This window comes from Nocardia sp. CNS-044, assembly GCF_059570515.1.
Window position 1 is genome coordinate 1,700,563 of sequence record NZ_JCANSX010000005.1, and the last position, 16,983, is coordinate 1,717,545.

At 68.9% G+C, this 16,983-nt stretch carries 19 protein-coding genes; 11 read left to right on the forward strand and 8 right to left on the reverse strand.

Annotated elements, in window-relative coordinates; genetic code table 11:
• Positions 1-25 precede the first annotated feature (25 nt).
• Together T333_RS08400 and T333_RS08405 are read right to left on the reverse strand one after the other, a co-directional pair.
• Positions 26-310, reverse strand: coding sequence for a GNAT family N-acetyltransferase (locus tag T333_RS08400; RefSeq protein ID WP_354999938.1), 285 nt, complete (start codon positions 308-310; stop codon positions 26-28).
• Between the two features lie 119 nt (positions 311-429).
• Entirely contained in the window at positions 430-1,788 is a 1,359-nt protein-coding gene (locus tag T333_RS08405) for an FAD-binding oxidoreductase (protein ID WP_354999937.1), read from the reverse strand.
• Between the two features lie 213 nt (positions 1,789-2,001).
• Between T333_RS08405 and T333_RS08410 the strand changes: the two genes are divergently transcribed.
• Positions 2,002-2,313 (forward strand): hypothetical protein, encoded by a 312-nt coding sequence (locus T333_RS08410; RefSeq protein ID WP_354999936.1) that lies wholly within the window; start codon positions 2,002-2,004, stop codon positions 2,311-2,313.
• 69 nt (positions 2,314-2,382) lie between these two features.
• Entirely contained in the window at positions 2,383-2,871 is a 489-nt protein-coding gene (locus T333_RS08415) for a GtrA family protein (protein ID WP_496424075.1), read from the forward strand.
• A 96-nt stretch (positions 2,872-2,967) separates the two neighbouring features.
• On the opposite strand, the gene T333_RS08420 is transcribed toward T333_RS08415, so the two are convergent.
• Genes T333_RS08420 through T333_RS08430 form a run of 3 tightly spaced genes read right to left on the reverse strand, consistent with a single transcriptional unit; the run spans position 2,968 to position 4,920 of the window.
• Positions 2,968-3,606: a Type 1 glutamine amidotransferase-like domain-containing protein gene (locus T333_RS08420; RefSeq protein WP_496424076.1), complete on the reverse strand. Its 639-nt coding sequence runs from the start codon at positions 3,604-3,606 to the stop codon at positions 2,968-2,970.
• Positions 3,607-3,610: 4 nt separating this feature from the next.
• Positions 3,611-4,450 (reverse strand): maleylpyruvate isomerase family mycothiol-dependent enzyme, encoded by an 840-nt coding sequence (locus T333_RS08425; RefSeq protein WP_496424077.1) that lies wholly within the window; start codon positions 4,448-4,450, stop codon positions 3,611-3,613.
• On the reverse strand, positions 4,447-4,920 hold the full coding sequence (locus tag T333_RS08430; protein ID WP_354999933.1) for an HIT family protein: 474 nt from the start codon (positions 4,918-4,920) through the stop codon (positions 4,447-4,449). The genes T333_RS08425 and T333_RS08430 overlap by 4 nt, the downstream gene beginning before the upstream one ends.
• Before the next feature lie 405 nt (positions 4,921-5,325).
• Here T333_RS08430 and T333_RS08435 point away from each other — a divergent pair, with 405 nt between their 5' ends.
• From T333_RS08435 to T333_RS08455, 5 genes are all read left to right on the forward strand, one after another.
• Positions 5,326-6,441, forward strand: a complete 1,116-nt coding sequence (locus tag T333_RS08435; RefSeq protein WP_354999932.1) for a Re/Si-specific NAD(P)(+) transhydrogenase subunit alpha — start codon at positions 5,326-5,328, stop codon at positions 6,439-6,441.
• Positions 6,441-6,761 carry an NAD(P) transhydrogenase subunit alpha part 2 gene (locus T333_RS08440; RefSeq protein WP_141807164.1) on the forward strand — a complete coding sequence of 107 codons (321 nt, stop codon included), beginning with the start codon at positions 6,441-6,443 and terminating at the stop codon, positions 6,759-6,761. Before T333_RS08435 ends, T333_RS08440 begins: the two co-directional genes overlap by 1 nt.
• A 4-nt stretch (positions 6,762-6,765) precedes the next feature.
• Positions 6,766-8,184, forward strand: a complete 1,419-nt coding sequence (locus T333_RS08445) for an NAD(P)(+) transhydrogenase (Re/Si-specific) subunit beta (RefSeq protein ID WP_354999931.1) — start codon at positions 6,766-6,768, stop codon at positions 8,182-8,184.
• A 96-nt stretch (positions 8,185-8,280) separates the two neighbouring features.
• Positions 8,281-9,411, forward strand: coding sequence for a DUF5925 domain-containing protein (locus tag T333_RS08450; RefSeq protein WP_496424078.1), 1,131 nt, complete (start codon positions 8,281-8,283; stop codon positions 9,409-9,411).
• A 78-nt stretch (positions 9,412-9,489) separates the two neighbouring features.
• The gene (locus T333_RS08455; RefSeq protein WP_496424079.1) at positions 9,490-10,737 is read left to right on the forward strand and encodes an MFS transporter; all 1,248 of its coding nucleotides are present in this window, start codon (positions 9,490-9,492) and stop codon (positions 10,735-10,737) included.
• A gap of 292 nt (positions 10,738-11,029) precedes the next feature.
• On the opposite strand, the gene T333_RS08460 is transcribed toward T333_RS08455, so the two are convergent.
• Positions 11,030-11,887 (reverse strand): SDR family oxidoreductase, encoded by an 858-nt coding sequence (locus tag T333_RS08460; protein WP_496424080.1) that lies wholly within the window; start codon positions 11,885-11,887, stop codon positions 11,030-11,032.
• Between the two features lie 81 nt (positions 11,888-11,968).
• Here T333_RS08460 and T333_RS08465 point away from each other — a divergent pair, with 81 nt between their 5' ends.
• Both T333_RS08465 and T333_RS08470 read left to right on the forward strand, forming a co-directional pair.
• The gene (locus T333_RS08465) at positions 11,969-12,961 is read left to right on the forward strand and encodes an AraC family transcriptional regulator (RefSeq protein WP_496424081.1); all 993 of its coding nucleotides are present in this window, start codon (positions 11,969-11,971) and stop codon (positions 12,959-12,961) included.
• Positions 12,962-12,987: 26 nt separating this feature from the next.
• A complete protein-coding gene (locus tag T333_RS08470) occupies positions 12,988-13,380 on the forward strand; it encodes an acyl-CoA thioesterase (protein WP_355000522.1) in 393 nt (130 codons plus the stop codon).
• Positions 13,381-13,418: 38 nt separating this feature from the next.
• Here T333_RS08470 and T333_RS08475 read toward each other — a convergent pair whose 3' ends face one another.
• Positions 13,419-14,222, reverse strand: coding sequence for an SDR family oxidoreductase (locus T333_RS08475; RefSeq protein WP_496424082.1), 804 nt, complete (start codon positions 14,220-14,222; stop codon positions 13,419-13,421).
• A 25-nt stretch (positions 14,223-14,247) separates the two neighbouring features.
• Complete coding sequence (locus tag T333_RS08480) at positions 14,248-14,742, reverse strand: Lrp/AsnC family transcriptional regulator (protein ID WP_354999926.1); 495 nt, start codon at positions 14,740-14,742, stop codon at positions 14,248-14,250.
• Positions 14,743-14,885: 143 nt separating this feature from the next.
• Here T333_RS08480 and pdhA point away from each other — a divergent pair, with 143 nt between their 5' ends.
• Both pdhA and T333_RS08490 read left to right on the forward strand, forming a co-directional pair.
• On the forward strand, positions 14,886-15,998 hold the full coding sequence (gene pdhA / locus T333_RS08485; RefSeq protein ID WP_354999925.1) for a pyruvate dehydrogenase (acetyl-transferring) E1 component subunit alpha: 1,113 nt from the start codon (positions 14,886-14,888) through the stop codon (positions 15,996-15,998).
• The gene (locus T333_RS08490) at positions 15,995-16,969 is read left to right on the forward strand and encodes an alpha-ketoacid dehydrogenase subunit beta (RefSeq protein WP_354999924.1); all 975 of its coding nucleotides are present in this window, start codon (positions 15,995-15,997) and stop codon (positions 16,967-16,969) included. The genes pdhA and T333_RS08490 overlap by 4 nt, the downstream gene beginning before the upstream one ends.
• Positions 16,970-16,983 lie beyond the last annotated feature (14 nt).

Here is a 16,983-nt window from a genome sequence, read left to right on the forward strand (position 1 = left end):
TCCATCAGCCGGAGCGGAGGTACGCCTAAGCGACCAGGTCCGCGTACTCGCGGTGGTCGGCGATGTACTTCTCGACGTACCAGCAGGTCGGCACCACGGAGAAGCCCGCGTCCCTGGAGTCCTGAAGCGCGTACTCGACCACCTTGGCCGCGATGCCCTGCCCGCGGAACTCCGGGAAGGTCATGGTGTGGTGGAAGTCGCGGACCTTGCTGTCCTCGCGCTCGGCGTAGTCGGCGTACCCGGCCAGGGTGTCGTCGACGTAGATCTCGAATCGGGTGTCGGCGGCGTTGTGCTCGAGCCTGGTGGTCATGGTGGTGCCAACTCCTTCGTGCGCGGGATTGTTCCGGACTCCATCAGGGGTGCGGTTGCGTGGCGGTGGACCGGTCGCGGAATGCGCCGAGTGTATAAGCCCGGTCGGCGAGTTCCGCGTCAGAGGATCGCGCCGGGGTTGAGGATGCCGTGCGGGTCGAGCGCGTCCTTGATGCGCTGGGTCAGCGCCATCACGTCGGGGCCGAGCTGGTCGGGCAGCCAGTCCTTCTTGAGCCTGCCGACGCCGTGTTCGCCGGTGATCGTGCCGCCGAGGGTGATGGCGAGGTCCATGATCTCGCCGAAGGCACGGTGCGCGCGGGCGGTGTTCTCGGCGTCGGCGGGGTCGTGCACGATCAGCGGGTGGGTGTTGCCGTCGCCCGCGTGCGCGATCACCGAGACGGTCACGTCGTTGCGTTCGGCGATGGCGGCGATGCCCGTGACCAGATCGCCGAGGCGCGGCAGCGGCACCCCGACGTCTTCGAGCAGCAGCGGCCCGAGCCGTTCCACGGCGGGAATCGCGAAACGCCTCGCCGCCGTGAACGCCTCGCCCTCCTCGGCGTCCTCGGTGTGGAAAACCTCGGTGGCTCCGGCCTTTTCGCACGCCTCGACCATGATCTCGGCCTCGCGCGCGGCGAATTCGCCAGGCGCGTCGGACCGGGCGACCAGCAGCGCGGCGGCGGCACGGTCCAGACCCATCCGCATCTCGTCCTCGACGGCATTGATGGCGATGGAGTCCATGAACTCGAGCATGGACGGCCGCAGCGTGCCGGTGATGCCGAGAATGGCCTCGGTGGCGGCGGTGAGCGAGGCGAAACTGGCGACCACAGTGCTCTGCGACGGCTGCGCGGGCAGCAGTCGCAGCGTCAGTTCGGTGATCACGCCGAGCGTGCCCTCGCTGCCGACGAACAGCTTGGTGAGCGAGAGCCCGGCGGAATCCTTCAGGCGCGGCCCGCCCAACCGCACGGGGGTCCCGTCGGCGAGCACCACCTCCATGCCGAGCACGTAGTCGGTGGTGACCCCGTACTTCACGCAGCACAGCCCGCCCGCGTTGGTCGCCGCGTTGCCGCCGATCGAGCACATCTCGAACGACGAGGGATCCGGCGGATACCACAGCCCGTGCTCGGCGACCGCCCGCTTGACCTCGGCGTTCAACAGACCCGGCTGCGCGACCGCGGTCCGGGTGACCGGGTCGACGGTGATCGCCCGCATCCGCTCGGTGCTCAGCACGATCCCGCCGTCCACCGCCGTGGCGCCGCCGGAAAGCCCGGATCCCGCGCCGCGCGGAACCACCGGCACCCGGTGCGCGTGCGCCCAGCGCAACGTCGCCGCGACATCCGCGGTGCACGTGGCGCGGACGACCGCCGCGGGCGTTCCGGCCCCGGGATCGCGCGCCCAGTCCTGCCGGTAGCCGATCAGCAAATCGGGGTCGGTGAGCACCGCGCCCTCGGGCAGTGCGGCGACGAGTTCATGCAGGTCCACGGTTGTTCAGAGTAGTGGGGTGCGGGCGTGGAATCGGTCGAAAGCGCAGGCGGACGCTACTTCGGACTGGTAATTCCGGGCGCACCGGGCAAGAATGCCGGGTGCAGGGGCTCGCCGTGCGCGGATCGACCGTCGTCGTGACGGTGGACGCGCCCGGCCGACGGATCGTTCGACCATTCCGGGGACCTGCCACATATTCGGAGGGTTGACGGCATGCGGGTCGAATCACCGGACTACCGCGAACTCATCGGCGCGCTGTTCGCCGACGAGTTCGCCGACGGCGCCGTCGATCTGGAGGCGCTGCGCGGCATCCACGCGGGCGAGTTCGGTACCTGGCTCACCGCACTCGACCGCTCGGGCCTGTTCGACAAGGAAGCCCTGGCGACGGTCGCCGACCAGTGGCGCCGCGACCCCATGCTCCTGCTGGACGCCCTCCTCGCCGATGTCGACGACGTCACCCGCCGCCGCTGGCTGATGGCCTGGTCGAGCCTGGACCGCCCGGAACCCTTGGGCCAGATCGGCTGACCGGGGCGACTCGGCGGACGTTTGCCAACAGCTCACCTCGCGGACACCTGCCGCTGCCATGCTGGCCGCGTGTCCGATCTGGCCGTCGCCGCCGACTCCCTCGCCGACCGGTTCACCCGCTGGTGTGAGCTCGTCGTCGCGCGGCTGCCCCTGGGATTGGACCGGATCGTCCCGCCGACGTTCCTCGGCTTCGCACTGATCAACAGCTTCACCTTCGGCGTCGACCTGGTGCTGCTCACCCTCTTTCACGGCTGGTGGAACTGGCCGGTGCCGGTCTCGATCACACTGGGCTACATCTGCGCGTTCGGGCTCGCCTTCGTCCTCAACCGCACCTTCAACTTCCACTCGCACGCCCCCGTCGGCAGGCAGGCCGCGGTGTACGTCGTGGTCGTCGTGATCAACTACGTGGCCTTCATCCTCGGCGTCGGCGGCGGACTCACCGCGCTCGGCGTCGAATACCACGTGGCCCGGCTGCTCGCGGGCGCCTGCGAAGCCCTTTACATGTATACCGCCATGCGCTGGATCGTCTTCCGCGCCCGCCCCACCGACGAGACCTGACCGCTCCCACACGCCGTTCGCACGCCTCACATAGGCACCGACTATGTGACGCGTACGGACGACGTGTGGGAACCGACGGGTTGGGGAAGGGGGATGTCAGTGCAGGAGTTGTGGTCGCGCGCCGTCGATTACGACGACGTCGTCGTCGGTGAGCGCCCAGTGCGCGACCCCGGCGGCGCGGTACTCGGCCGCGAGCCGGTTGCCGAACCCATCCGGGTCGGTGGGGGAGTCGATGTGCGGGACGATCCGGCGATCGACCAAACCCAATCCGTCCCAACGCGGTTCGACACCGCACGTCGGTTCCACCTCGGCGGGGTCGTCCACCGACTCCAGCCCGTGTAGGTCCGGCGTCAGCAGGCAAGCGCCCGCGCTGTACCCCGCGTAGACCAGCGCGTCGGCTTCGAGCAACCGCGTCAAGGCGAGATCGGCTCCGCTACGGGCGAATTGGGCACGCAGCACGAAGGTATTGCCGCCACGTACCCAGATCAGCGGGAACTCGGCGAGTCGATGCTCCAATTCCTCTGCGCGCCCGACGTACTCGCGGAGATCCAGCACCTCCGGCGTATACCCGAGCTTGCGCAACGGAACCAGATCGCTGGTCACCGCCGACGTCCACGCGTCCGGCCAGGCGTCGCAGGCGTTGGGTATCACGGCAACCCGGCCCGGCGCGCCGACCAGTGCGGCGAGCCGGTCCTGGTGCTTGCCGAATCGGTAGCTGGACAGGAAGAGCCGCACCGGCTCAGAGGGTGAACGCGAGGTGGCGGACCAAACGGACGCCGAGCTCTTCGTTGCCCGTGACGGCGATCTCGTCGAGATGTTCTGCCGCACTGCGTCGACCGCCGCCCAACCGGACGAAAAGCCCCGAGTCCATGGCGATCTCGACATCGGCCGCACCGTCGAACGAGTCGACGAAGGCGGCCCGCTCGTCCACCGCGATGTGCAGGGTCCGCGGTAGCGCGCCGGACAGCGCGAAGGTGATCCGTGACCCGGCGGGCGCCTTGCCGAGCTTGGCGACGACCCGCGGCAGCGATCCGGCGAACTCGGCGAACGCCAGCTCACCGCGCCTGCCGCCCTCGTTCACTCGCACGTCCAGCGCGTCGGCGATGTCGAGTTCGTGCATCCAGCAGTCGAACAGCCGCACCCGCATGAACCGGCCGTAGGGGACCTGGCCGATCGGGGAGACCGTCGGCGTGGTCCATGTGGCGTCGTCCATCTCGGCCAGCGCCTTGTGCCGCCGGTCCATCACCTCACGGAACAGCTCGAGCAGACGGGCGCCGGGCATCGGACGCAGCCGGTCGACCCAGATCTCGTTGAGCACCGCGGTCTCGTTGCGGACGTACGGCAGCGAACGGACGTCGGTCTTCTCGCGCATCGGATCGTGCGGCGGCGGCTTCTCGCCGAGCAGCCACGATTCGGTGCCGACCACGTGTGCCACGATGTCGAACACGGTCCAGCCGGGCAGCTTCGACGGTGTGCGCCACCGGTTTTCGTCCAGGTCGGCGACCAGCGCCGCGATGGCGTCCCACTGCTCGGTCAGCAGCGCGGTCAGCTCGGTGCGGTCGAATGTCTGGTCGGTCATGCCTGCGTTCCTTCCTCGGTGCCCACGTCCTCGGCGTCGTCCTGGCGGGCCAGCGTCGCGAGGCCCGCCCGGATGGCGTCGGCGGTGCCCTCCGGATCGTTCGGTCTGCGCAGCAGGAAGCCCTTGGCGAAGCTGAGCTTGTCGCCGTGCCTGCGCGGGACGACGTGCAGGTGCACGTGCGCGACGGTCTGGAACGCGGCCTTGCCGTCGTTCATCACCAGGTTCGCGCCGTCGGCGACGAGACTGCTGCGCCGCATGGCCAGCGCGATCCGGTGCCCGGCGCGGAAGAGCTCCGCGCCGAGATCGGCGTCGAGATCGTCCAGTTCCGCCGCGTGCCGCTTCGGCACGACCAGTGTGTGGCCGCGCGCGACGGGGCGGATATCGAGGAACGCGCACAGCAGTTCGTCCTCGTAGACCTTGGTAGCCGGAGCTTCACCCGCCACGATGCGGCAGAAGACGCAGTCGTTCACACCGCGACCATACGGCGTACGAGTGGCGCGGAACACCCCGAATCCCCTGTCGAACATGACGCGCGTCACTCTCTGTCGCGGTCTCGAGCGCCTGACCAGTTCGCTGACGTGTGGGTAAGTAAGAGACCTGAGGGTTCGATCTTGTGGCCCTCACCTGCGCGGACGATCATCGAAGTCGAGTTTTTCGCGTCGGCGCAGCGAGAACGGAGGCGACGACACAGCGCGTCGACGCGGTTCGAATCCGGCATATGGGCGGAATCCGACCACGTTCTGTGACGGGCATCTCAGCTACGCTCACGGCGAGCCGGGTACAGTTGCGAGGATTTTCGGCGAACTTACTCGTTAGTAACTTCGTCCGGACATCGGTCGGTGGCCAACAGCCAGCACGAGAAGGAAGTCTGACAAGTGGAGACAACGCAAAACGTTGGCGACTCGTCGCCGCGCGGAGCGCGTGTCGGAGTCGTTCGCGAGTCCAACGCGGGCGAGCGGCGTGTCGCATTGGTGCCCAAGATCATTCCGGCGCTGCTGAAGCAGGGCGTCGAGGTGGTCGTGGAAGCCGGCGCCGGACTGGGTGCGCTCATTCCCGACGAGGCCTACGCGGAGGCCGGTGCGACCATCGGCGATCCGTGGTCGGCCGAGGTGGTCGTGAAGGTGGCCCCGCCCAGCGATGCCGAGGTGGCCAAGCTGTCCGACGGGCAGACGCTGATCGGCTTCCTCGCCCCGCGCAATGCCGAGAACCAGATCGCGGCGCTGAAGTCGGCCGGTGTGCAGGCCTTCGCGGTCGAGGCGATCCCGCGTATCTCGCGTGCGCAGGTGATGGACGCGCTGTCCTCGCAGGCGAATGTCGCCGGATACAAGGCGGTGCTGCTGGCGGCGTCGGAGTCGACCCGCTTCTTCCCGATGCTGACCACCGCGGCGGGCACGGTGAAGCCCGCGACCGTGCTGGTGCTCGGCGTGGGTGTGGCCGGTCTGCAGGCGCTGGCGACGGCCAAGCGACTAGGCGGCCGGACCACCGGTTACGACGTGCGTCCCGAGGTCGCCGATCAGGTGCGTTCGGTCGGTGCGCAGTGGCTGGACCTGGGCATCGACGCCGCGGGCGAGGGCGGTTACGCGCGTGAGCTGACCGACGAGGAGAAGGCCAAGCAGCAGCAGGCGCTCGAGGACGCGATCAAGGGCTTCGACGTGGTGATCACCACCGCGCTGGTGCCGGGTCGTCCCGCGCCGCGGCTGGTGACCGCCGCCGCGGTGGAGGGCATGAAGCCGGGCAGCGTGATCGTGGACCTGGCCGGTGAGACCGGCGGCAACTGCGAGCTGACCGAGCCGGGACAGACCGTGGTCAAGCACGGCGTCACCATCGCCTCGCCGCTGAACCTGCCCGCGACCATGCCGGAGCACGCCAGCGAGCTGTACTCCAAGAACATCGCGGCCCTGCTGGAACTGATGCTCGTGGATGGCAAGGTCGCCCCCGACTTCGAGGATCAGGTTCTCGCGGACTCCTGCGTCACTCGTGAGGTGAACTGATGTATACCGAACTGCTGGCGAACATCGCGATCCTGGTGCTGTCCGGGTTCGTCGGTTTCGCCGTCATCTCCAAGGTCCCCAACACCTTGCACACCCCGCTGATGTCGGGCACCAACGCCATTCACGGCATCGTGGTGCTGGGTGCGCTGGTGACGTTGGGCCGGGTGGAGAACCCCTCGATCGGCATCCAGATCATTCTGTTCGTCGCCGTTGTCTTCGGAACGCTGAACGTCATCGGTGGTTTCGTGGTCACCGACCGGATGCTGGGCATGTTCAAGGCCAAGAAGCCGGTCGCCGCGGCGGAGAAGGCGGGCGAGTAAAGCTATGGACAACCTGGTCAACATTCTCTACATCGTCGCCTTCGCGATGTTCATCTACGGTCTGATGGGCCTGACCGGCCCGAAGACCGCGGTGCGCGGCAACTGGATCGCCGCCGTCGGTATGGGCATCGCCGTGGTCGCGACGTTGATCGCGGTGCGCGACACCTCCAACTGGATCCTGATCGTCGCCGGTCTGGTGCTCGGTGTGGTGCTGGGTGTGCCGCCCGCGAAGTACACCAAGATGACCGCCATGCCGCAGCTGGTGGCCGCGTTCAACGGTGTCGGCGGTGGCACGGTCGCGCTCATCGCGTGGGCCGAGTTCCTGGATACCACGGGCTTTTCCAACTTCAAGCACGGTGAGGAACCGACGGTCCACATCATCGTGGGCTCGCTGTTCGCCGCGATCATCGGTTCGGTGTCGTTCTGGGGCTCGCTGATCGCCTTCGGCAAGTTGCAGGAGATCCTGCCGGGCAAGCCGATCGGGATCGGCCGCCTGCAGCAGCCGCTGAATCTGCTGCTGTTGGTGGTCGCGATCGTCGCGGCCGTGGTGATCGGCATCGGCGCCGCCGACGGTGGTGCGCCGTGGTGGTGGATGGTGCTGCTGCTCCTCGCCGCCGGTGTGCTCGGGTTGATGGTGGTGCTGCCGATCGGTGGCGCGGACATGCCCGTGGTCATCTCGCTGCTCAACGCGTTGACCGGTTTGTCGGCCGCCGCGGCGGGTCTGGCGTTGAACAACACCGCGATGATCGTGGCGGGCATGATCGTCGGCGCGTCCGGCACCATCCTGACCAACCTGATGGCCAAGGCCATGAACCGGTCCATCCCGGCCATCGTCGCCGGTGGATTCGGTGGCGGCGGCACCGCGCCTGGCGCCGGTGGCGGCGAGCAGAAGCAGGCCAAGGCCACCTCGGCCGCGGACGCCGCGATCCAGATGGCGTATGCCAACCAGGTCATCGTGGTCCCCGGCTACGGCATGGCCGTCGCGCAGGCCCAGCACGCGGTCAAGGAGATGGCCGAGCTGCTGGAGAAGAAGGGTGTGGAGGTCAAGTACGCCATCCACCCGGTCGCCGGTCGGATGCCCGGGCACATGAACGTGCTGCTGGCCGAGGCCGAGGTCTCCTACGACGCGATGAAGGAAATGGACGACATCAACGGCGAGTTCGGCCGCACCGATGTCGCCCTGGTCATCGGCGCCAACGACGTCACCAACCCGGCCGCCCGCGAGGACGCCTCCAGCCCGATCTACGGCATGCCGGTGCTCAACGTCGACCAGGCCAAGTCGGTCATCGTGCTCAAGCGGTCGATGAACTCCGGCTTCGCCGGCATCGACAACCCGCTGTTCTACGCCGACACCACCTCGATGCTGTTCGGCGACGCCAAGAAGTCCGTCGGTGCGGTCACCGAGGAACTGAAGGCGCTGTAAGGCACCAGGTAAGCGGCCCTCGTTCCACCGGAGCGGGGGCTGCTTCGCGTTTAATTCGGTGGACGTCGCCGGTCCGACACGCCGATCATGGTCGGAATGTTGGAACGCAAGGAACCACTTCGGTTGGTCGGGCCCGAGCCGGGGCCGGCCGATCCGGCCGAGAGCCTACGGTGGTCCGTCGCACTGGATTCGTACTACTCGCCGCGCGATGTGCTCGACGTGCTCGCGCTGACCCCTTTCGTCCAAGGCGAACAGGGTCGCTACCGCAAGAAACAGCTCGAACGCGTGCGCGCCGACGCGCCGCTGCGCCCGCCGGGTTCGCGGATCGCCCGCGCCATCGAGGAGGACAACAGCCGCTCGATCCTGGTGGTCGGCGACGGCTGGACGCTGCGCGCGGACCGCTGGGCCGACCGTTCCGCCGTCGTCGAGGTCACCGCCGTCACCGACGAGCTGGCCAACGATGTTCTGGCCGAGGCGATCCGCGACGCCGAGGAGCCGTCCGAGGTGGTGGACGGCATCGAGATGGGGTTCTGGTACCTGCACAACCAGCAGGGACCGCGGCGGCGTCAACACGACATCGAGACACCGGTCTGGTCGGACATCCGCCGCAACTATCCTGACTCGGCCGCGGCCGCACTGGATCGTTTGATGGCGCTGTCGCCCAACGATATTCGCGGTCGGCTCCTGTTGCTGCACGGGCCGCCGGGCACCGGAAAGACCACGGCGCTGCGCGCGCTGGCCAGAGCGTGGCAGCCGTGGTGCCAGGTCGACTGCGTGCTGGATCCGGACATGCTGTTCAGTCAGCCCGGCTACCTCATGTCGGCCGCCACCGAGGTCGACGACGAGCGCCGCCGCTGGCGCCTGCTGGTGCTGGAGGACTGCGACGAGCTCATCCGTGCCGAAGCGAAAGCCTCGGCGGGGCAGGGGCTCTCGCGTCTGCTGAACCTGACCGACGGGATGCTCGGGCAAGGTCGCGATGTGCTCGTCGCCATCACCACCAACGAGGACCTGTCCCGCCTGCACCCCGCCGTCACGCGTCCCGGCCGCTGCCTCGCCCAACTCGAGATCGGCCGCCTCTCCGCGACCGAGGCGCGGCGCTGGCTCGGCGACCACCCGGCCCCGATCCCCGACGACGGTTTCTCCCTCGCCGAACTCATCGCCCTCCAAGGCGGCGTGCCCAGTCTCGATACCACCGCACCCGAACCGGAGTCGGGGATGTACCTGTAGGCGCTGCGAGCGCGGGGTTTCGCCAGCGTCGTCCGCGATCGACCAAGCCGGAAGCCGAACACCGGTACCGTCGAACTGGTGCCAGCCAAAACGGTCGACGGTCGAACACGCACGGCGCGCGGCGCGGTGTTCACCGTATTCGGTGCGAACGGTGCCCTGCTGGCGATGTGGGTCGTGCACATCCCGGTCATCACCGATCGGACGGGCGTCTCGCATTCGACGCTGGGCATGTTCATCCTGCTCATGGCGGGCGCGGGGATCGTCGGCATGCGCATCGCGGGCCCGCTCGCGGACCGGTTCGGCAGCAGGAGGCTGGTGGGCGTGGCCGCGCTCGTCGCGTCGACAGCCGTGCTCGGTCCCGGCTTCGCGACCGGCCCGGTGTCGCTGGCGGTGGCGCTGGCCTGTTTCGGCTTCGGCAACGGCGCACTCGACGTCTCGATGAACGCCCAAGCGGTGCAGGTCGAGCGGGCCTACGGGCGGCCGATCATGTCGGCATTCCACGCCCTGTTCTCCGGCGGCGGCCTGCTGGGTTCCCTGCTCGGCGCCGCCGCGTTGCGCGCGGGCTGGGACGTGCGCGTCACTCTCGTCCTGGCCTCGGCGAGTTGTGTCGCGCTGGTCGTCGCGAGCGTGCCGCGTCTACTGGCCGATCCGGCCGCGCCCCAGCGGCCCGAACCACCCAGCTCGGAAGTCATCGGCCCCGCGCATACTGAGGACGCCGCCGACGTGCCGGAACCCGGACACCGACGAAAGGTGTTGGCGCTGGCCGCTATCGCTTTCGCAGTGCTGCTCGCCGAAGGCGTCGCCGCCGACTGGAGCACGTTGCAGATGCGCGACCACCTCGGCGTCGACGAAGCCACCGCCGCGCTGGCGTTCGGCGCGTTCTCGGTGACCATGACCGCGGGTCGCTTCGCCGCCGACCGCGTCAGCGGCGCGTTCGGGCGGGTCGCCGTGGTCCGCTACGGAACCCTGCTCGCCGCCCTCGGCCTCGGTGTCATCATGCTGTCCGCTTGGACACCGCTGACCCTTGTCGGCTGGGCGCTCTGCGGCCTCGGCCTCTCCGGCAGCGTCCCCCAGATCTTCACCGCCGCAGGCAATCTCGGAACCAGCACCGCCGCCACCGACATGGCTCGCGTCTTCGGCCTCGGTTACTTCGGCCTGCTCGCGGGGCCTGCCGTCATCGGTTGGCTCACCGAACTGGTTCCCCTCACCGCGGCCATGCTCGTGCCCCTCGTCGCGGTGCTGCTCTGCTGCTGGAAGGCGGGCGTCGTCGCCCCGGCCCCCTCCGCGCCCGACCTCAGCGCCAAGGCCACGGACGACGCCCACTGATAGCTCGGTTCGCCAGTGGACCCGCGCTGGGAGTGGGCGGGTCCCGCAGCACCCACCCACGGGGCCGGTTCGGGACATCGTCGGCCCGGGCTGGTCCGGTTGCGTGGGGCGCTCCGTTGAGCTCCACGTCCGCGGGTGGGTACATTTCGCTTCCGACAATTTCAACAGGCTGGTGGCATCCGCTATTCCGCGCCGAACCAGCGGACCGCATCAACTGGACTCAGTCGAGTCGACAATGACTCCTGCTCCAATCCTGTTGTCCCTGACGCTCTTCGAGCCGCGAACCCTCGGATCACCGCACCGGTACCTCCGCCCCCGCCCATGCCCCGGCCGCCGCCGTCTCCGCGACGAAGTCGCCGAAATCCTTGGCCTCTCGCCCGAGCGCCCGCCGCACACCGTCCGTGACCGCCGAGTTCCGTCCGTCGAGAAGCGTGCCGAACAGGTAGTCGAGCAGGCTGACCTCGTCGGCCGGAACCTGGTATTCCGTCAGCCCCGCGACGAATTCCGTGCGGGTGAGGGGGATGAACTGGATGTCGCGGCCGGTGGCCGCGGCGATCTCGGCGGTCGCCTCGGCGAAGGACAACGCCCGCGGCCCGGTGAGTTCGTAGACTTCGCCGTCGTGCCCCGGCTCGGTCAGCGCGGCGACCGCCACGTCGGCGATGTCGTCGGCGTGTACGAACGGTTCCGGTACGTCGCCGTTGGGCAGCGCGACCGTTCCGGACGGGATGTAGTCCGCGAACGCGCCCTCGCTGAAGTTCTGGGCGAAGAAGGCGCAGCGCACCACGGTCCAGTCGAGCCCGGATTCGCGCACGATCCGCTCGCACTCCAGCGCCTCGGGTTCGCCGCGCCCGGACAGCAGCACCAACTTGCCCACACCGGCCGTCTTCGCGGCCGCGGCGAACGCCCGGATGACGTCCGGCGCTCCCGGCGCGGCGAGATCGGGCTGGTAGGCCAGGTAGGCGGCGTCCACATCGGCGAGCGCCGGTCCCCAGGTGGCGCGGTTGGTCCAGTCGAACGGAATCTCCGCGGAACGGGACCCGATACGGACTTCGTGGCCACCCGCCAGGAGCCGGGACACCACCCGGGAACCGGTCTTTCCGGTGCCGCCGGTGACGAGGATGCGGGGCTGTCGGCTGTCGTTGCTGTTCATGATTCGAGTACACCGTCTCGAGCCGAGACGAAACATAGTTCAGCCGCTCGCGACCATGCGCGTGCGTCTACTGTTGGAGACGTGGATGCGCTCGCCAGTCTGCTCGAAGGCCCACGCGCGAGGGGCGCGTTCCTGATGTGTTCGCTGCTGGATCCGCCGTGGTCGTTGCGCATCCAGGACGAAGCGCCGCTCACCGTGCTCTCGATGATCCGCGGCACCGCCTGGATCGTCCCGGACGGCACCTCGAATTCGCCTCGGGCGAGCAAGGTTTCGGCCAAGAGCGAGCCGCGCCAACTGCTCGCGGGCGACGTCGCCATCTTCCGCGGCCCGCATCCCTACACCGTCGCCGACGATCCAGCGACGCCACCGCAGATCATCATCCATCCGGGCCAGATCACGAAGACGCCCGACGGTGAGATCCTCTGCGAGACATTGAGTCTCGGCGTGCGTCAGTGGGGCACCGACCCGGAGGGCGCGACCATGATGGTCACCGGCACCTACGAGTCGGCGGGCGCGGCGAGCCAGCGGCTGCTGCGCGCCCTGCCGCCGATCGCGGTGCTGTCGCACGGCGATTTCGACAGCCGCCTGCTCGACATCCTCGCCGACGAGGCGACCAAGGACCAGCCCGCCCAAGGCGCGGTGCTGGACCGCCTTCTCGACTTGGTACTGATCGCCGCGCTGCGCGCCTGGTTCGCCCGCAACGACGCACCCGCCTGGTACCACGCCTACAGCGATCCGCTGGTCGGCAAGGCCCTGCGCTTGCTCCAGCACAATCCCGCGCACGGCTGGACCGTCGCGAGCCTGGCCGAGACGGTCGGCGTCTCGCGCGCCGCGCTGGCTCGGCGGTTCACCGACCTGGTCGGCGAGCCGCCGATGGCCTTCCTCACCGAATGGCGCCTCGCGCTGGCCGCCGATCTGCTCCAGGAGTCGGATGCCACCATCGAGGCCATCGCGCGCCAGGTCGGCTACGGTTCGGCCTTCGCGCTGAGCGCCGCCTTCAAACGCCACTTCGGGGTGAGTCCGCGCGACCACCGGCAGGGCGCCGCCCACGCTGAGCTATCGTCGGCCGGGTGACGCAGCAGTATCCCGTGCTCTGGCCGATGCCGACCCGGTGGGCGGACAACGACCACTACGGCCACGTGAACAACGTGACGTACTACTCGTACTTCGACACCGCGGTGAACGCCTGGTTGATGCACGCGACGGGCACCGACATCAGGGAGCTGCCCGCGCTCGGCGTGGTCGCGCAGACCTCCTGCCAGTACCTCGGCTCGATCAGCTTCCCCGACCAGCTGCAGGTCGGCCTGCGGATATCCCGGCTCGGCCGCTCCAGCATCACCTACGACCTGGCGATCTTCCGCGACGCCGACGGTTCGCTCGAGCTCGCGGCCACGGGCGTCTTCGTGCACGTCTACGTGGACGCCGAGACCCGCAAGCCGGTCGAGATCCCGGAGGTCGTCCGTACTGCCGCGGCCGAACTCGTCACCGACTGACGGTTCCCTCGAAGAGCTCGAGCCGCGGCAGCGCGCGGCTATCCGCGCAGCGCGCTCTGGAACCGGCGCATGCCCGCCAGCCAGCGGTCGTAGTCGGCGCCCTTGCGGCGGTACATCTCCAGCACCTCCGGGTGGGGGAGGATCAGGAACTGCTCGGCCTCGACGCCCGCCAAGACCACATCGGCGACCTCTTCGGGCGAGAGCACCGCGCCCGCCGACGTGACCGCCTTGATCGCCATCGCGGCGGCCGCCTCGTCGCCGGGGATCAGATCGCCGTGCAGCAGCTTGGTGTCGACGCCCATCGGGCACACGCAGCTGACTCGAATCCCGTTGTCCCCGTAGGTGACCGAGAGCCATTCGGCGAAACCGACCGCGGCGTGTTTGGTGACCGAGTACGGCGCCGAGCCGATCTGGGTCAACAGCCCCGCAGCCGACGCCGTGACGACGAAATATCCCTCGCCGCGCGCCACCCAACCGGGGACGAGCAGCCGAGCGGCGCGCACGTGCGCCAGCACGTTCACCTCCAGCGCGGCCGACCACTGCTCGTCGGTGCTCTCCAGTCCGGGACCGCCGCCGATGCCCGCGTTGGCGAAATAGAAGTCCACCGGGCCGAATTCGGCCTCGGCGCGATCGATCAGTGATCGGACGACCTGCTCGTCGGAGACGTCGCCGCCCACCGATACCGCCTGGGCGCCAATGGATTCCGCTACCGCAGCAGCCGACTCGCCGTCCAGGTCGGCGACCACGACGCGCGCTCCGCGCTCGGCCAGCCGCCGAGCCAGCGCCGCACCGATACCCGCTCCCGCCCCCGTGACGATCGCGACCTTGCCCGAAATCTCCATACCCGCACAGTAGCGGGCACGGCGATCAGCTCGACCCGGCCAGCCGATCCAGCAACGGCGCGGTCCGCGGCCCCACCAGCTCCCGCATGACCAGCGCCATGTTGGTCCGCTCCACCCCGGGAATCTTGAGGATCTGTCCGGCGATTCGATACAGGTCGTCGGCGTCCTGGGCGACGACGCGGACGGTGAGGTCGGTGAGTCCGGTCATGCCGCACACCTCGGTGACCTCCGGGACCTCGGCGAGTTCGTCCACCACCGAGTCCAATTGGTGCTGATCGACGACCACCGCGACGAACGCGGCGAGTGGATAGCCAAGCGCTCGCGGCCGCACCCGCCGTTCGAAACTGCCGAGCACCCCGCTGGCCTCCCAGCGAGACAGCCGCGCCTGCACGGTGTTGCGGGACAGGCCGAGCCGGTTCGCCAGCTCCACGCCGGTCGCCCTCGGGTTGGCGACCAGCTCCAGCAGCAGGCGCGCATCGGTGGCGTCCAACGTGGCGTCGACGGGTTCCTTACTGGACATACAACGCAGTATGACACCACCGTGGCCCACCGATTTGAGCATTCTGCCCATTGGTCTACCGGTCACTTGCGCAGACCGCTTTCTCGTGGATGCTGTGAGGTAGGACACATCGTGCTCGGCGCAGGATGAGGAGGCGAGCGGTCATGGCGGACAAGCCCACATACCCGGTGCAGTTGATCCAGCCCGACGGCCGCCGCGTTCTCGATCGTCAGCACGCGGCGCTCGTCGCCGATGTCGGCCCGGATCAGCTGCGCGCGCTGTACGAGGACATGGTGGTGAGTCGCCGCATCGACGTCGAGGCGACCGCGTTGCAGCGCCAAGGCCAGCTGGGTCTGTGGCCGCCGTTGTTCGGCCAAGAAGCCGCGCAGGTCGGTTCGGCGCGCGCCCTCCACGCCGACGACTACGTGTTCTGCAGCTACCGCGAAGCCGCCGTCGCCTATTGCCGCGGCGTCTCGCCCACCGAGCTCACCCGGCTGTGGCGCGGCGCGGCGCACTCCTGCTGGGACCCCGGCGCGGTGAACATGACCAACCCGAACATCGTGGTCGGCTCGCAGGGCCTGCACGCCACCGGATACGCCTACGCCGCGAACCTGGACGGCGCCGAGATCGCCACCATCGCCTACTTCGGTGACGGCGCGACGAGCCAGGGCGACATCGCCGAGGCGCTCGGCTTCGCCGCGAGCTGGAGCGCGCCGGTGGTGTTCTTCTGCCAGAACAACCACTGGGCGATCAGCGCTCCCGTGCGGATCCAGAGCGCGACGCCGATCGCCCGCCGCGCCTACGGCTACGGCATGCCCGGCGTTCAGGTCGACGGCAACGACGTGCTCGCCGTGCTCGCGGTGACCAGGCAGGCCGTGGCGCGGGCGCGTTCGGGCGGCGGGCCGTCCTTCATCGAGGCGCTCACCTACCGGATGGGTCCGCACACCACCGCCGACGACCCCACCCGGTACCGCGCCGCGGCCGAGACCGAGGAGTGGAAGCGCCGCGATCCCATCGACCGGGTGCGCAGGCTCCTGGAGCGGGAGGGGCAGTTCGACGAGGACTGGGCGCGGCAGGTCACCGCCCATGCCGACGACGTCGCGCGACAGCTGCGCGCCGCGACCATCGAGATGCCGGACCCGGCGCCGATGGAGCTGTTCGACCACGTCTACGCGACACCACACTCGCTGCTCGACGAACAGCGGCGGGAGTACGCGGAGTACCTGACCGGCGATCCCGGTGCGTCCTCCGCGCGACCGGAAGGAGTCCGACCATGATCACCACCTTCGCCAACGCGCTGAACACCGGGCTGCGCCGGGCGCTGGAAGACGATCCCAAGGTTGTGCTCATGGGCGAGGACATCGGCAAGCTCGGCGGCGTCTTCCGGGTGACCGACACCTTGCAGAAGGACTTCGGCAACAACCGCGTCGTCGACACCCCGCTGGCCGAATCCGGCATCGTCGGAACGGCTTTCGGCATGGCGCTGCGCGGGTTCCGGCCGGTCTGCGAGATCCAGTTCGACGGGTTCGTCTATCCGGCGTTCGACCAGATCGTCTCCCAGGTGGCCAAGATCCACTACCGGACCAAAGGAAAGGTGATCGCGCCCATCACGATTCGCATACCGTTCGGCGGCGGCATCGGTTCGGTGGAACACCACTCCGAATCGCCGGAGGCCTACTTCGCGCACACCGCGGGGCTGCGGGTGGTGACGCCGAGCAATCCGTCCGACGCGTATCACCTTGTGCGCCAAGCGATCGCGCTGGACGATCCGGTCATCTTCTTCGAGCCGAAGCGCCGCTACTGGGACAAGGCCGACGTCGACTTCGACGCACCGCCGGAGCTGGCGATGGATCGGGCCCGGGTCTGTCGCACCGGCGAGGACGCCACTCTCGTCGCCTACGGCGGCACCGTCGCGACCGCGCTCACGGCGGCCAGAATCGCCGCGGAGGAAGGACATTCGCTCGAGGTCATCGATCTGCGCAGCCTCGCGCCGATCGATTTCGACACCATCGAGGAATCGGTGGACAAGACCGGCAGGCTGGTCATCGTGCACGAGGCTCCCGTCTTCGGTGGGCTCGGCGCCGAGATCGCGGCACGGATCACCGAACGCTGCTTCTATCACCTGGAGTCGCCGGTGTTGCGCGTCGGCGGGTTCGACATCCCCTACCCCCCGGCTAAGCTCGAGAAGCACCACCTGCCCGACGCCGATCGCATCCTCGCCGCGGTCGACCGTTCGCTCGCCGCCTGACCGCCGACCCGATC

What these genes read in the sequence shown, in the direction of transcription:
- T333_RS08400 (WP_354999938.1), bottom strand. Translation starts at nt 310, where the DNA reads ATGACCACCAGGCTCGAGCACAACGCCGCCGACACCCGATTCGAGATC.
- T333_RS08410 (WP_354999936.1), top strand. Translation starts at nt 2,002, where the DNA reads ATGCGGGTCGAATCACCGGACTACCGCGAACTCATCGGCGCGCTGTTC.
- T333_RS08425 (WP_496424077.1), bottom strand. Translation starts at nt 4,450, where the DNA reads ATGACCGACCAGACATTCGACCGCACCGAGCTGACCGCGCTGCTGACC.
- T333_RS08440 (WP_141807164.1), top strand. Translation starts at nt 6,441, where the DNA reads ATGTATACCGAACTGCTGGCGAACATCGCGATCCTGGTGCTGTCCGGG.
- T333_RS08445 (WP_354999931.1), top strand. Translation starts at nt 6,766, where the DNA reads ATGGACAACCTGGTCAACATTCTCTACATCGTCGCCTTCGCGATGTTC.
- T333_RS08450 (WP_496424078.1), top strand. Translation starts at nt 8,281, where the DNA reads ATGTTGGAACGCAAGGAACCACTTCGGTTGGTCGGGCCCGAGCCGGGG.
- T333_RS08460 (WP_496424080.1), bottom strand. Translation starts at nt 11,887, where the DNA reads ATGAACAGCAACGACAGCCGACAGCCCCGCATCCTCGTCACCGGCGGC.
- T333_RS08470 (WP_355000522.1), top strand. Translation starts at nt 12,988, where the DNA reads ATGCCGACCCGGTGGGCGGACAACGACCACTACGGCCACGTGAACAAC.
- T333_RS08475 (WP_496424082.1), bottom strand. Translation starts at nt 14,222, where the DNA reads ATGGAGATTTCGGGCAAGGTCGCGATCGTCACGGGGGCGGGAGCGGGT.
- T333_RS08480 (WP_354999926.1), bottom strand. Translation starts at nt 14,742, where the DNA reads ATGTCCAGTAAGGAACCCGTCGACGCCACGTTGGACGCCACCGATGCG.
- pdhA (WP_354999925.1), top strand. Translation starts at nt 14,886, where the DNA reads ATGGCGGACAAGCCCACATACCCGGTGCAGTTGATCCAGCCCGACGGC.
- T333_RS08490 (WP_354999924.1), top strand. Translation starts at nt 15,995, where the DNA reads ATGATCACCACCTTCGCCAACGCGCTGAACACCGGGCTGCGCCGGGCG.